The sequence below is a fragment of the Guyparkeria sp. SB14A genome (assembly GCF_005096345.1).
GTDB classification, from domain to species: domain Bacteria; phylum Pseudomonadota; class Gammaproteobacteria; order Halothiobacillales; family Halothiobacillaceae; genus Guyparkeria; species Guyparkeria hydrothermalis.
Map to the genome: position 1 here is coordinate 151,385 of NZ_SWAW01000003.1, position 14,965 is coordinate 166,349.

The following is a 14,965-nucleotide window of genomic DNA, read 5'->3' on the forward strand; positions in this document are numbered from 1 at the left end:
TCACCGGAATAGTAGCCGCCCATTCCGGCAAAGTGCAAAAATAGCGCCGATTGATTGCGTGCCTAGGCATCAAAATCGCGCAACGGGGATTATTCCGCCTTCCGAAGTCGATGCCGACAGGTCATTCCATCAGGGTTTTATCCAGGAGTTTGGTGTGCTTAAAGCGCTGAAATACAAGGACAATAGCCTTCACGTGCTCGATCAGCGGCGCCTGCCGCATCGGGTCGAGTGGATCTGTTGTACGGACGCAACGTGCGTGGCAAAAGTGATACGCGAAATGGCGGTGCGTGGTGCGCCGGCGATTGGCGTGGCCGCTGCCTACGGGTATCTGCTGGCGGCGCGGTCGCTCGCCGCGCAGGGCGAGACGCTCACGGTCGACGCGCTCGATGCGGGGTATCGCGAGCTGGCTGCCGCCCGTCCGACGGCGGTGAACCTGGTGTGGGCGCTGGATCGGATGGTCGCGTGCCTGCGCGACGCGGAATCCCTGCCGGACGCGCAGCGGCTCGAGCGACTGAGCGACGAGGCGCGGACCATCGAGGCGCGCGACGTGGAGGCGAACCTCGCCATGAGCCAGCGGGGCGCAGCACTGATCGAACGCGACGGCGACCGCGGCTGGGTGCTGACCCATTGCAACACCGGGGCGCTGGCCACCGCCGGGCAGGGGACGGCACTCGGGGTGATCCGTGATGCCTGGTCGGCGGGTCGGATCGAGGGCGTGTACGTCGATGAAACCCGGCCCTGGCTCCAGGGCTCGCGGCTGACGGCCTGGGAACTGCAGGAAGAGTCGATCGACTACCGGCTGATCTGCGATGGGGCGGCAGCGAGCGTGCTGGCCACCGGGCGCGTCGGCTGGGTGATCGTGGGTGCCGATCGCATCGCCGCGAACGGCGACACGGCAAACAAGATCGGCACCTACTCGCTGGCCGTGCTGGCGCGTCACCACGGGGTGAAGTTCATGGTGGTCGCGCCGCGTTCGACGATCGACCGCGGCTGCCACGACGGCACGGCGATCGAGATCGAGCAGCGGCCGGCCGCCGAGGTGAGCGAGGTCGGCGGCCAGCTGCTCGCCCCGCAGGGTGCCAGCGTCTACAACCCCGCCTTCGACGTCACCCCTGCCGGGCTGATCGATGCCCTGGTCACCGAGGCTGGTGTCGTGCGTCACCCGGATCGGGGCTCGATCGCCCGCCTGTTTGATTGACGTGTCTTGGCTCCGGCCGGCTGCTGGCCGTATCGCCCTTGGCGAATCCTGCCTCGCCCTCCTTTAACGGCCCGCAAGCGGGGCGCGCCCGGGTGGTTGAGGGCGCGCGGTCCACCGCCCGCGCCGAGGGGGCTCTCTGTGGTACCATGCACCGGTTTGCCGGAGCCCCCATTCGGCCGTTGCCCTGACGGGCTTGCGGCGGTGTCGCGGGCTTCGGTGGCCCGGACGGGCCAAGGGTTGCGAGCGGGGCCGTAAGCGGTCGCCGCCATGCGCCGTTTTCGGTGGCAACAGCCGAGCCGATGAATCAGGACACTCGTGGGTACCAGGACACTCGAATGACTCAGTTCGCTTCAGAAATCTTCCCGGTCAATCTCGAAGACGAGATGCGGCAGTCCTACCTCGATTACGCGATGAGCGTGATCGTCGGACGGGCGCTGCCGGATGCCCGCGACGGCTTGAAGCCGGTGCACCGTCGGGTCCTCTACGCGATGCGCGAGTTGGGCAACGAGTGGAACAAGCCCTACAAGAAATCGGCCCGCGTGGTCGGTGACGTTATCGGTAAGTACCATCCGCACGGCGACTCCGCCGTCTACGACGCGCTGGTGCGCATGGCGCAGGACTTCTCCATGCGCAACATGCTCATCGACGGGCAGGGCAACTTCGGCTCGGTCGATGGCGACGCCCCGGCGGCGATGCGTTACACCGAAGTGCGCATGGCGAAGATCGCCCACGAGCTGCTCGCCGACATCGACAAGGAAACCGTCGACTTCATCGATAACTACGACGGCTCGGAATCCGAGCCGCAGGTGCTGCCCGCGCAGTTCCCGAACCTGCTGGTCAACGGCTCGTCGGGCATTGCCGTGGGCATGGCCACCAACATCCCGCCGCATAACCTTGGCGAGGTGCTCGATGCCACGGTCGCGATGATCGACGACCCGGCCATCAACGACGACGACCTGCTCGCCTTTGTTCCGGCGCCGGACTTCCCGACCGCCGGCATCATCAACGGCGCGGCCGGCCTGCGCGACGCCTACCTCACCGGTCGAGGCCGCTGCGTGATGCGCGCCCGCGCCGAGTTCGAGGACAGCGAGAAGACCGACCGCACCTCGATCGTGATCACCGAGCTGCCCTACCAGGTCAACAAGGCCCGCCTGATCGAGCGCATCGCCGAACTGGTGCGCGAGAAGAAGATCGAGGGCATCGCCGAGCTGCGCGACGAGTCCGACAAGGAAGGCATGCGGGTCGTGATCGAGTGCAAGCGCGGCGAGATGCCCGACGTGCTGCTCAACAACCTCTACCAGCAGACCCAGCTGCAGAGCGTCTTCGGCATCAACATGGTCGCGCTGGTCGACGGCCAGCCGCGCACCGTGGGTCTGCGCGAGATCCTCAACGTCTTCCTGCGCCACCGCCGCGAGGTGGTCACCCGGCGGACCATCTTCGAACTGCGCAAGGCGCGCGACCGGGCCCACATCCTCGAGGGTCTGGCCGTGGCGCTGGCGAACATCGATCCGATGATCGCCGTGATCAAGGCCGCGCCCACCCCGGCCGAGGCGAAGGTCAAGCTGCTCGAGGGCACCTGGCAGTCCGGCGTGGTGCGTACCATGCTCGAGAAGGCCGACGCCGCCGCCTCGCGCCCGGAGGCGCTGGGCGACGAGTTCGGCCTGCAGGAAGACGGCAGCTACCGCCTCTCGCCCGAGCAGGCGCAGGCCATCCTGGAGATGCGTCTCAACCGCCTGACCGGTCTCGAGCAGGACAAGATCGTCGAGGAGTACGCCACGCTGCTCGAGCGCATCATCGATCTCCTCGACATCCTGCGCTCCGACGAGCGCCTGATGCAGGTCATCCGCGACGAGCTGATGCGCATCAAGGACGAGTACGCCGACCCGCGTCGCACCGAAATCATCGTCGACTACGAAGATCTCTCGATGGAAGACCTGATCGCCGAGGAAGACCGCGTGGTCACGCTCTCGCGCGAGGGTTACATCAAGACCCAGTCGCTGACCGACTACCGCAGCCAGCGCCGCGGCGGCCGGGGCAAGGCCTCGACCCGCATGAAGGACGAGGACGTCATCGAGCAGCTGCTGGTGGCCAGCACCCACGCCTGGGTGCTGATGTTCACCAACTACGGCCGCGTCTACTGGCGCAAGGTCTACCAGTTGCCGCAGGGCGCGCGCGGTGCGCGTGGTCGTCCGGTGGTCAACGTGCTGCCCCTGCAGGACGGCGAGTGCATCAACACCATGCTGCCGATCCGCGAGTTCGTCGACGATCACTACATCTTCTTTGCCACGCGTAACGGTCAGGTGAAGAAGACCCCGCTGGTCGACTTCTCCCGTCCGCGCCAGGCCGGCATCATCGCCATCGACCTGCGCGAGGGCGACCGCCTGGTGGGCGCGGCGCTGACCGACGGCAGCCGCGAGATCATGCTGTTCTCGAACGCCGGCAAGGCCACGCGCTTCGTCGAGGAAGACGTGCGCTCGATGGGCCGGACGGCGGCCGGCGTGCGCGGCATCCGCCTGCAGGATGACCAGTTCGTGGTGTCCCTGATCGTGGTCGACGAGGGCGAGGTGCTCACCGCGACCGAGAACGGCTACGGCAAGCGCACGCCCACCGACGAGTTCCCGGTCTACAACCGCGGCGGGCAGGGCGTGATCGCGATCAACACCAGCGAGCGCAACGGCGAGCTGGTCGGCGCCGTGCTGGTGCGCGAGGCCGACGAGGTGATTCTGATCTCGAACCGCGGTACACTCGTGCGCACCGAGGTGTCCCAGATTTCCTCCCTGTCGCGCAATACTCAGGGCGTGACGCTGATTCGTCTGGGCAAGGACGAGCGCCTGGTTCAGGTCGAGCCGGTCGCGGCCATGGAAGACGATGGCGAGGACGAGGAACTCGAGGACCAGAACGCGGAGGAGTGATCCCCGCCGTGGCGAAGGACGCCGCCCCACACAGCCCGCCCGAGCGGGCTGTTTCCGATTGAATGATGGACCGGGCGAGGTATCGCCCGGTCGCTTGTTTTCCGTTTCTGTTCAGGAGTAGTCATGGCTCGCGTTTACAACTTCAGCGCCGGTCCGGCGATGTTGCCCACCGAGGTCCTCACCCGCGCACGGGACGAGATGGTCGATTACCAGGGGACCGGCATGTCGGTCATGGAAATGAGCCATCGCGGCAAGCATTTCGTCGGCATCGCCGAGCAGGCCGAAGCGAACCTGCGCAAGCTGATGAACATCCCGGACAACTACAAGGTGCTGTTCCTGCAGGGCGGCGCCTCCACCCAGTTCGGCGCCATCCCGCTGAACCTGGGCAACGGCTCGGGCAAGGCCGACTACCTGAACACCGGTCACTGGTCGGTCAAGGCGATCAAGGAAGCCAAGCGCTTCGTCGACGTTAACGTCGTCGCCGACACCAAGCCGGAGAACTTCACCACGCTGCCGGCCGAGGGCGAGACCCAGTTCTCCCCGGATGCCGACTACGTCCACTACACGCCGAACGAGACCATCGCCGGCGTGGAGTTCCCCTACATCCTGGACACCGGTGACGTGCCGCTGGTCGCGGACATGTCCTCGACCATCCTGTCGCGCCCGATCGACGTCTCCAAGTTCGGCGTCATCTACGCCGGCGCGCAGAAGAACATCGGCCCGGCGGGCCTGACCATCGTCATCGTCCGCGAGGACCTGCTGGGCAAGTCGCGCGAGAACACCCCGGCGATGCTCGACTGGGCCACCCAGGCGGAAGCCGACTCCATGTTCAACACCCCGCCGACCTACGCCTGGTACATGGCCGGTCTGGTGTTCGAGCACCTGCTCGCCAAGGGCGGTCTCGAGGAGATGGGCAAGATCAACCAGCGCAAGGCCGAGAAGCTCTACGCCGCCATTGACGGCAACGACTTCTACCGCAACCCGGTTGAGCCGGCCTACCGCTCCTGGATGAACGTGCCGTTCATGCTGGCCGACGATTCGCTCGACAAGACCTTCCTCGAAGAGGCCGGTCGCCAGGGCCTGGTCACGCTCAACGGCCACCGTTCGGTCGGCGGCATGCGCGCGAGCATCTACAACGCGATGCCGGAAGCCGGCGTCGACGCGCTGATCCATTTCATGAACGACTTCGCCAAGCGCCACGGCTGAGCCCCGCTCGCCTCGCTGCCAGAAACTGTTTTCAAGGAATCCGTCATGTACAAGATTCACACCCTCAACGCCATCTCCAACAAGGGCCTCGAGCGCCTGCCGACCGACAAGTACGACATCGGTGCCGAGCTCAATGACGCCGACGCCATCCTGGTCCGCTCGGCCAAGATGCACGACATGGACCTGCCGGAATCGCTGCTGGCGATCGGTCGCGCCGGCGCCGGCGTGAACAACGTCCCGGTCGACCGCATGACCGAGCAGGGCGTGGTGGTCTTCAACGCCCCGGGCGCGAACGCCAACGCGGTCAAGGAGCTGGTCATCGCCGGCATGCTGATGTCGATCCGCAACATCGGCCCGGCCTGGGACTTCGCCCGCAACCTCGAGGGTTCCGATGAGGAAATCCACAAGGCGACCGAGGCCGGCAAGAAGAACTTCAAGGGCTTCGAGCTGCCGGGACGCACCCTGGGCATCATCGGCCTGGGCGCGATCGGCGTGCGCGTGGCCAACTCGGCCAAGGCGCTGGGCATGCGCGTGATTGGTTTTGACCCGGGCATCAGCGTCGAGCGTGCCTGGGAACTCTCCCCGGACGTCCACCAGGCGGGCAGCGTTGACGAAGTGCTGGCCAAGGCCGACTTCGTCTCTCTGCACGTGCCGCTGATGGAGCAGACCAAGGACCTGATCAACGCCGAGCGCCTGGCGTTCATGAAGGACAACGTCGTGGTCCTGAACTTCGCCCGCGACGGCATCGTCAACGAGCAGGACATGGTCGACGCGCTGGACAACGGCAAGGCGCTGTCCTACGTCTGCGACTTCCCGACCAACCTGACCAAGAACCACCCGAAGTGCCTGACGCTGCCGCACCTGGGCGCGTCCACCGACGAGGCCGAGGACAACTGCGCGATCATGGTCGCCGACCAGGTGCGCGACTACATCGAGAACGGCAACATCAAGAACTCGGTCAACATGCCGCACGTGCAGATGGCCCGTTCCGGTGTGCAGCGCATCGCGATCGCCAACCTCAACCGCCCGGACATGGTCGGCCAGATCTCGCACATCCTCGGCAAGGCCGGCGTCAACATCGAGCACCTGGTCAACGAGTCGCGTGACAAGGTGGCCTACACGCTGCTGGACGTGGACCGTGACGTGCCGGCCGAGACCCGCGACGAGCTCGCGGCGATCGACGGCGTCCTGCGCCTGCGCCTGCTCTGATCATCGTTCGGGCCCATGGGCGGCACTGACGCCAACGCCGCGGTGAACGCGGCACTGCCCGAAAGCCTGGACGAGGTGCGGGTGCTGATCGACTCGATCGATCGGCAGATTCTCGACCTGCTCAGCCAGCGTGCGCGCCTGGCCGAGCAGGTCGCGTTCATCAAGGAACGCGATCCCGCCCACGAGCCGGGGCAGTCTTTCTACCGGCCGGAGCGCGAGGCGCAGGTGCTCTCGCGCATCCGCGAACTCAACCCCGGGCCGCTGGACGACGACACCGTTGCCTGGCTGTTCCGCGAGATCATGTCGGCCTGCCTGGCCCACGAGCGGCCGCTGTCGATCGCCACCCTGGGGCCGTCGGGCACGTTCTCCGAGCTGGCGGCGGTGGCGGCCTTCGGCCACGGGGGCCGGCTGCAGTTCGAGCCGGGCATCCCCGAGGTCTTCCGTGCGGTTGCCGCCGGCAGCGTCGATTACGGCGTGGTGCCGCTGGAGAACTCCACCGAGGGCAGTGTCTCGCTTACGCTCGACTCGCTCGCCGGCAGCGATCTGCTGCTCTGCGGTGAAGTGGCGCTGCGCATCGACCAGCAGTTGATGGCGCACCCCGATGCCGGCAGCACGCCGCGCGTGATCGTCTCGCATGCCCAGTCGCTGGCCCAGTGCCGCGAATGGCTCGATGCGCATTTCCCGGGCATCGAGCGCATAGCGGTGGCCAGCAACAGTGCGGCCGCCCAGCAGGCGGCGTCGGACCCCGAGGTCTTCGCCATCGGGCCGGCGTTCGCCGCCGAGCGGCACGGGTTGGTGGTGCGTGCCGCGAATATCCAGGACAACGTCCAGAACACCACGCGTTTCGCCGTGCTCGGCCGCGAGCCGGTGGCCGTCTCGGGCAACGACAAGACGGCGCTGTTGCTGTCGGTGACCAACGAGCCCGGGGCGTTGACGCGCCTGCTGCTGCCGCTCTCGGAGGCAGGCATCGACGTGCTGCGCATCGAGTCGCGCCCGGCGCGCGACCGGGTCTGGGACTACGTGTTCTTCATCGACATCGCCGGGCATCGCGATGATCCGGCGGTGGCCGCCGCACTCGAGCAGTTGCGACCGCACTGCGGCCAGCTGCGGGTGCTGGGCTCCTATCCGGTGCCGGTGATCAGCCAGCCGGGAGGCGAGTGATGGACTCGAGCGAGACGGCAATGACGTTCGGTCGCGTGCGTGACTGCGTCGCGGCGATCCGCCCGTACGTTCCGGGCAAGCCGGCCGAGGAGGTCGCCCGGGAGTACGGCGTGGCGGACGTGCTCAAGCTGGCCTCCAACGAGAATCCGCTCGGCGCCTCGCCGCGTGCGGTCGAGGCGATCCAGGCGGGCCTGGCCGACCTGCACGTCTACCCCGATGGCAGCGGGTTTCATCTCAAGCGGGCGATCGGCGAGCACTTCGGCGTGCGCTCCGAGCAGGTCACTTTGGGCAACGGCTCGAACGACGTGCTCGAACTGGTCGCGCGCGCCTACCTCGAGCCGGGCGTGAACGCCGTGTTCTCCGAGCACGCCTTCGCCGTCTACGCGCTGGCCACCCAGGCCGCGGGCGCCGAGGCCAAGGTGGTGCCGGCCCGGCCGGCGGACGACCCGGACATGCCCTTCGGGGCGAATCTTGAGGCGATGGCCGCGGCGGTCGACGAGCACACCCGCGTGCTGTTTCTCGCCAACCCCAACAACCCCACCGGCACCTGGGTCGAGGCCGCCGAGCTGCGTGCCCTGCTCGATGCCGTGCCGTCGGACGTGATCGTGGTGCTCGACGAGGCCTACACCGAATACGTCGACGACCCGGGGTTCCCGGATGGCATGGAGCTGTTGGCCCACTACCCGAACCTGGTGGTCACGCGCACCTTCTCCAAGATCTACGGCCTGGCCGCCCTGCGGGTCGGTTTCGCGGTGAGCGATCCGATGATCGCGAGCCTGCTCGACCGGGTGCGTCATCCCTTCAACGTCAACGCGCTCGCCCTGCGCGCCGCCGAGGCGGCACTCGAGGATCACGCGTTCATCGTGGAGAGCCGCGAGGTCAATCGCGCCGGCCTGGCTCAGTGGGCCGCCGCGGCCGAAGCCAATGGCTGGCAGAGCGTGCCCAGCCGGGCGAACTTCATCACCGTGATCACCCCGTTCGCCGCCGGACGCGCATTCGAGGCGCTACTGCGCGAGGGCGTGATCGTTCGGCCGCTCGGGGGTATGGAGGCCAAGGGCAGGTTGTCGCAGGCCTTGCGCGTCACCATCGGCACCGCGGAGCAGAACCGTCGGGCCATCGAGGCGCTCGAGCGGGTGCTGGCCCGTCTGGCTGACGAGGACGGCTCGGCATGATGTTCCGCCGCCTGGCCCTGATCGGCACCGGCCTGATCGGCGGGTCGCTGGCGCTGGCCCTGCGCGAGCGTGGCGAGGTGGGCGAGGTGGTCGGCTACTCGCGGCGCCTCGATACCCGCCTGGCCGCCGAGCGCCTTGGCCTGATCGACCGACCGGCCGACTCGATCTCGGAGGCGGTCGCCGGCGCCGACATCGTCTTTCTGGCCACGCCGGTCAAGGCGATGGACGCGGTACTGGGTGAGCTGGCCACTTGCCTGCCGGACGACGCGTTGGTCACCGACGGCGGCAGCGTCAAGGGCGCGGTGGTCGAGCGGGCGAGGGCGCATCTCTCGGCCTCGCAATTGGCCCGGTTCGTTCCGGGCCACCCGATCGCCGGTCGCGAACGCAGCGGCCCGGAAGCCGCGACGGCGGAGCTCTATCGCGGCCACCGCGTGATCCTGACCCCGATCGCGGAAAACCGTGCCGAGGACGTCGCCCGCATCGAGGCGATGTGGCAGGCGGTGGGTGCCCGGGTAGAGCAACTGGACGTCGCCCACCACGACCACGTGCTCGCGGCCACCTCGCACCTGCCGCACGCCGCGGCCTTCGCCATGGTCTCGTCGCTCGCCCGCCTGGCCGAGCGCTACGAGGTGTTCCGCTACGCCGCCGGCGGCTTTCGCGACTTCACCCGCATCGCGAGTTCCGACCCGGTGATGTGGCGGGACATCTGCCTCGACAACCGCGACGAGATCCTCGCGATGCTCGATCACTACCGCGCCGAGCTCGATTGCCTGCGCGACATGCTCGAGAGCGCGGATGGCGAGGCGATCGAGTCCTACTTTGCCGAGGCCAAGGCCGTGCGCGACGCGCTCTACCCGGCGGCGCAGGCCGACCTGACGAGCCGCCCCGACACGCGTGGCGCCTGACGCCCCGCATTCCTATCCCGTTCAACCTCGGATGACCGCGCCATGACCGCAGCTCATGACCCTGCTTCCCTGACGTTCCGCAGCACCGCGGCCCAGTCCCTCGAGGGCGAGGCGCGCGTGCCCGGCGACAAGTCGATCTCGCATCGCTCGATCATGTTCGGTTCGCTCGCCGAGGGCACCACCGAGGTCAGCGGCTTTCTCGAGGGCGAGGACAGCCTGAACACCCTGCGTTGCTTCCGGGCGATGGGGGTATCCATTACCGACCCGGTCGACGGGCGCGTGACCATCGAGGGCGTGGGGCTGCACGGTCTCAAGGCGCCGGCGAAACCGCTGTACGTGGGCAACTCCGGTACCTCGATGCGACTGATGTCGGGCATCCTCGCCGGCCAGGCGTTCGATTCGGTGCTCGAGGGCGATGCCTCGCTCTCGCGCCGGCCGATGAAGCGGGTGATCGACCCGCTTACCACCATGGGGGCGCGGATCGAGTCCGGCCCCGAGGGGCGTTCTCCGCTTAAGATCCACGGCGGCCAGTCGCTCAAGGCGATCGACTACGCCATGCCGATGGCCAGCGCCCAGGTGAAATCCTGCGTGCTGCTCGCGGGCCTGTACGCCGAGGGGCGCACCTGCGTGACCGAACCGGCCCCGACCCGCGATCACACCGAGCGCATGCTCTCGGGACTGGGTGTCGGCATGCATCGTGATGGACCGCGGGTCTGCATCGAGCAGGCCGATGCCGGGGCGCGCCGGCTGGTCGGGCGGGCGCTCGAGGTGCCCGCCGACATCTCCTCGGCGGCGTTCTTCCTGGTTGCCGGTAGCATTGTTCCCGATTCGGACATCCTGCTCACCCACGTGGGCCTGAACCCGACCCGCACCGGGGTGATCGACATCCTTCAGGCGATGGGCGCGGACATTCGCATCGAAAACCGCCGCGAAGTGGGCGGCGAGCCGGTCGGTGATCTGCGCGTGAAGAGCGCCGAGCTTCATGGCATCGAGATCGACGAGGCGCTGGTGCCGCTGGCGATCGACGAGTTCCCGGTGATCTTCGTCGCCGCTGCCTGCGCCAAGGGGCGGACGGTGCTGACCGGCGCCGAAGAGCTGCGGGTCAAGGAATCCGACCGCATCGCCGTGATGGCCGACGGCCTGCAGAAGCTCGGCATCGACGCGACCCCCACCGAGGACGGCATGATCATCGAGGGGCGCGGCGAGCCGGCCCCGTTTGGCTCGGCGACCATCTACGCCCAGGGCGATCACCGCATCGCGATGGCCTTCGCGGTCGCCGGCCTGAAGGCCCGCGGCGAGGTCACCATCCACGACTGCCAGTTCGTCGAGACCTCGTTCCCGGGGTTTGCCGAGCTGTTCAATCGCCTCGGCGGTTGCCTGGAGCTGTCGCGTCACTAACCCGGATATTTCACAAACCAGCACTGATCTTGCTTGATCCTTGATCCCACAAAGAAATATTTCCTCAGTCGGCCGTAATCACCGATACGACGCTCCTTCGGAAATTTCCTTGTGAACCCAAGTCCCTGCGCAATCTCAGTACTCGTTTATGAATATCCGGGCTAAACACATTGGAGGAGATCCCATGGTCCCCGTCATCACCATCGACGGCCCCAGCGGGTCCGGCAAGGGCACCATCGCCCGTCGACTCGCCGCGCGGCTGGGCTACGGCATGCTCGATTCCGGCGCCCTCTACCGTCTGACGGCCCTGGCCAGCCAGCAGGCCGGCCTGGCGCCGCAGGCCCCGGAGATCATCGACATCGCCCGTCATCTCGCCTGCCGGTTCGACGAGGAGGGCAACGTCTTTCTCAACGAGGAAAACGTCAGCCGGGAACTGCGCACCGAAACCACGGGCGCGATCGCCTCGCAGATCGCCGCCCGCCCCGAGGTGCGCGAGGCGCTGCTGCAGCGCCAGCGCGACTTCGCCCAGGCCCCGGGGCTGGTCGCCGACGGCCGTGACATGGGGACGGTGGTGTTCCCGGACGCGCCGGCGAAGATCTTTCTCGATGCCAGCGCGGAGGTGCGCGCCGATCGCCGTTATAAGCAGTTGATCGAGAATGGATTCGATGCTAGTTTTACCGCCCTCGTCGAGGAGATCCGCCAACGGGATGAGCGGGATCGCAATCGATCGGTCGCGCCGCTTAGGCCGGCCGAGGATGCGCTAGTCGTTGATTCCAGTGATCTTTCGATCGACGAGGTGGAGGCCACGCTGTGGCGCTACATCCAGGATCGGCTCGCCGATCAGGACGCGTAGCGCCCCGGCGGGGCCGTTGACTCGTGTTTTTGTGCGGGCAATGTCGCCCGATCATCAACCCGTCAGTCTGGCAAACCCAGGGACCGGATACGCCAGTGTTTTTTTACCACGACGGACAGCGTTTGGAACGTCCAGTCGTCAACCCTTTGGAAATGCGGATTAATGTCTGAAAGTTTTGCCCAGCTTTTTGAAGAAAGCCTCCAGAATGCCGTCATGCAGGCGGGCTCGATCGTCTACGGCAAGGTCGTGGACATCAACGATGATTACGTCACCGTCGACGCCGGCCTGAAATCGGAAGGGATCATCCCGACCGACCAGTTCCGTGACGAGAACGGCGAGCTGAACATCAGCGTCGGCGAAGAGGTCGAAGTGGCCCTCGACGCCGTCGAAGACGGTTTCGGCGAGACCCGCCTGTCGCGTGAAAAGGCCCTGCGTGCCCGTGCGTGGAAGAAGCTGGAGAAGGCTTTCGACAACGACGAGATCGTCACCGGCCGCATTTCCGGGAAGGTCAAGGGTGGTTTCACCGTCGAACTCGGCGACGTTCGCGCGTTCCTGCCGGGCTCGCTGGTCGACGTGCGCCCGATCCGGGACACCACCTACCTCGAAGGCAAGGACATCGAGTTCAAGATCATCAAGCTCGACCAGCGCCGCAACAACGTGGTCGTATCCCGCCGCGCGGTTGTCGAGGAAGAGTACAGCGCCGAGCGCGAAGCGCTGCTCGAGCAGCTGCAGGAAGGCATGGTGCTGCGCGGTATCGTCAAGAACCTCACCGACTACGGTGCGTTCCTGGACCTCGGCGGCATCGACGGCCTGCTGCACATCACCGACATGGCGTGGAAGCGCGTCAAGCATCCGTCCGAGATGGTCAACATTGGTGACGAGATCGACGTCAAGGTGCTGAAGTTTGACCGCGAGCGCAACCGCGTTTCGCTGGGCCTCAAGCAGCTGGGCGAAGATCCGTGGAGCGACATCTCCCGTCGCTACCCGACCTCCACCCGCCTGTTCGGCAAGGTCACCAACATCACCGATTACGGCTGCTTCGTCGAGATCGAGGATGGCGTCGAAGGCCTGGTGCACGTCTCCGAGATGGACTGGACCAACAAGAACGTCAACCCGGGCAAGTTGGTCAACGTTGGCGACGAGGTCGAGGTGATGATCCTCGACATCGACGAGGACCGCCGCCGGATCTCGCTGGGCATGAAGCAGTGCCAGCCGAACCCGTGGGATGCCTTTGCTGCATCGCACACCAAGGGCGACAAGGTTGTCGGCCAGATCAAGTCGATCACCGACTTCGGCATCTTCATCGGCCTGGACGGCGGCATCGACGGTCTGGTGCACCTCTCCGACCTGTCCTGGAGCGAGCCGGGCGAAGAAGCCGTTCGCCAGTTCAAGAAGGGCGAGGAACTCGAGGCGGTCGTCATCGCCATCGACCCGGAGCGCGAGCGCATCTCCCTGGGCCTCAAGCAGCTCGAGGACGATCCGCTGTCCAACTGGGCGGCCGACAACCCGAAGGGCAGCATCGTCAAGGGCACGCTGCGTGAAGTCGACGCCCGCGGTGCCGTGGTCGAGCTGGCCGAAGGCATCGAAGGCTACATCCGTGCCTCCGACATCGCTCGTGAGCGCATCGACGACGCCCGTACCGTCCTGAAGGAAGGCGAGGAAGTCGAGGCCAAGTTCATGGGTATCGATCGCAAGAACCGCATGATCAGCCTGTCGATCCGCGCCAAGGACCACGCCGAGGAAGCCGAGGCGATGGAAGAGCTGAACAAGGCGCCGAGCACCTCGTCGCCGACCCTGGGCGACCTGCTCAAGGAACAGCTCGGCAAGTCCGAGTAATCCGGATCCTTTGATCCCGGAAAACGCCATCCTTCGTGATGGCGTTTTTTATGGGTAGCCCCGACCATCCCCCTGCCGCTGGCCGCACCAAGGCCGAGCATCGGCCCTCGTGGATCGGAAGGGGCAACCCCGTGAATTCCCGGCAAGCGTCGCCCCCGGGCGGCGATTGCCACCTCATTTCAGCTGTGCGCCCCGCGGGGCGGCAACCGGAGAGTGACCGATGACCAAGTCGGAACTGATCGAACGGCTGGCCGATCGCCAGCAGTACCTGCCCATGCGCGATATCGAGACCTCGGTACGCCTGATGCTCGACGAAATGATGGACGCGTTGAGCGGCGGTGACCGGATCGAGATTCGCGGTTTCGGCAGCTTCTCGCTCAACTACCGTCGCCCGCGCCTGGGCCGCAACCCCAAGACCGGCGAGACCGTCTCGCTGGGGGCGAAGTACGTGCCTCACTTCAAGCCGGGCAAGGAACTGCGCGAGCGGGTCAACGCGGCCGTGAAGCAGGAGGACTGAGCGTGGCCGGCCACCGCTCCCAGCCACGGATCTACGTCGCGCTGGATGCCGCCGACGAGTCGCGCGTCCGTGATCTGCTGGCCGCGCTGGACCCGTCGCTCTGCGGGATCAAGATCGGCAAGGAGGCGTTTACCGCACTGGGCCCACGCGCGGTCGAATGGGCCCGCGAGCGCGGGTTCCCGGTGTTCCTCGATCTCAAGTTCCACGACATCCCCAACACGGTGGCCCAGGCCTGCCGGGCCGCGGCCGATCTGGACGTGGCGCTGGTCAACGTCCACGCCAGCGGCGGACGACGGATGCTCGAGGCGGCGCGTGAGGCGATCGTCCCGGGCGCGGATGCCCCGGCCCTGATCGCGGTGACGGTGCTGACCTCGATGGAGGATGCCGATCTCGCCGAGATAGGCGTGAGCGATGGCGCCGAGGCCCAGGTCGGGCGGCTCGCCCGGCTGACCGCCGACACGGGGCTGGACGGCGTGGTCTGTTCGGCCCGCGAAGCGGCCGCGATGCGGTCGCTGTTCCCGGGCGAGTCCGGCCTGGTCGTCACCCCCGGGGTACGACCGGCGGGCAGCGCCCGCGACGATCAGCGGCGGGTGGTCAC

Annotated in this window: 12 protein-coding genes; all 12 read left to right on the forward strand. The window is 66.9% G+C overall.

Annotated elements, in window-relative coordinates:
- Window positions 1-139: 139 nt before the first annotated feature.
- Window positions 140-1,198: an S-methyl-5-thioribose-1-phosphate isomerase gene (gene mtnA, locus FAZ79_RS02525; RefSeq protein WP_136866356.1), complete on the forward strand. Its 1,059-nt coding sequence runs from the start codon at window positions 140-142 to the stop codon at window positions 1,196-1,198.
- Window positions 1,199-1,533: 335 nt separating this feature from the next.
- Complete coding sequence (gene gyrA / locus FAZ79_RS02530) at window positions 1,534-4,110, forward strand: DNA gyrase subunit A (protein WP_136866335.1); 2,577 nt, start codon at window positions 1,534-1,536, stop codon at window positions 4,108-4,110.
- A gap of 123 nt (window positions 4,111-4,233) precedes the next feature.
- On the forward strand, window positions 4,234-5,316 hold the full coding sequence (serC, locus tag FAZ79_RS02535) for a 3-phosphoserine/phosphohydroxythreonine transaminase (RefSeq protein ID WP_136866336.1): 1,083 nt from the start codon (window positions 4,234-4,236) through the stop codon (window positions 5,314-5,316).
- Between the two features lie 45 nt (window positions 5,317-5,361).
- Window positions 5,362-6,525 (forward strand): 3-phosphoglycerate dehydrogenase family protein, encoded by a 1,164-nt coding sequence (locus FAZ79_RS02540; RefSeq protein ID WP_136866337.1) that lies wholly within the window; start codon window positions 5,362-5,364, stop codon window positions 6,523-6,525.
- Window positions 6,526-6,540: 15 nt separating this feature from the next.
- Window positions 6,541-7,686 (forward strand): prephenate dehydratase, encoded by a 1,146-nt coding sequence (gene pheA, locus FAZ79_RS02545; protein WP_136866338.1) that lies wholly within the window; start codon window positions 6,541-6,543, stop codon window positions 7,684-7,686.
- Window positions 7,686-8,858 carry a histidinol-phosphate transaminase gene (gene hisC / locus FAZ79_RS02550; protein WP_211238778.1) on the forward strand — a complete coding sequence of 391 codons (1,173 nt, stop codon included), beginning with the start codon at window positions 7,686-7,688 and terminating at the stop codon, window positions 8,856-8,858. Before pheA ends, hisC begins: the two co-directional genes overlap by 1 nt.
- Window positions 8,858-9,763, forward strand: coding sequence for a prephenate dehydrogenase/arogenate dehydrogenase family protein (locus FAZ79_RS02555; protein WP_136866358.1), 906 nt, complete (start codon window positions 8,858-8,860; stop codon window positions 9,761-9,763). The genes hisC and FAZ79_RS02555 overlap by 1 nt, the downstream gene beginning before the upstream one ends.
- A 42-nt stretch (window positions 9,764-9,805) precedes the next feature.
- Window positions 9,806-11,161: a 3-phosphoshikimate 1-carboxyvinyltransferase gene (aroA, locus tag FAZ79_RS02560; RefSeq protein WP_136866339.1), complete on the forward strand. Its 1,356-nt coding sequence runs from the start codon at window positions 9,806-9,808 to the stop codon at window positions 11,159-11,161.
- A 184-nt stretch (window positions 11,162-11,345) separates the two neighbouring features.
- Window positions 11,346-12,014 (forward strand): (d)CMP kinase, encoded by a 669-nt coding sequence (gene cmk / locus FAZ79_RS02565; RefSeq protein ID WP_136866340.1) that lies wholly within the window; start codon window positions 11,346-11,348, stop codon window positions 12,012-12,014.
- Between the two features lie 162 nt (window positions 12,015-12,176).
- The gene (gene rpsA, locus FAZ79_RS02570) at window positions 12,177-13,850 is read left to right on the forward strand and encodes a 30S ribosomal protein S1 (RefSeq protein WP_136866341.1); all 1,674 of its coding nucleotides are present in this window, start codon (window positions 12,177-12,179) and stop codon (window positions 13,848-13,850) included.
- A gap of 220 nt (window positions 13,851-14,070) precedes the next feature.
- Window positions 14,071-14,367, forward strand: coding sequence for an integration host factor subunit beta (locus tag FAZ79_RS02575; protein WP_136866342.1), 297 nt, complete (start codon window positions 14,071-14,073; stop codon window positions 14,365-14,367).
- Window positions 14,368-14,369: 2 nt separating this feature from the next.
- A partial coding sequence (gene pyrF, locus FAZ79_RS02580) for an orotidine-5'-phosphate decarboxylase (protein WP_211238779.1) occupies window positions 14,370-14,965 on the forward strand: 596 nt, incomplete at its 3' end.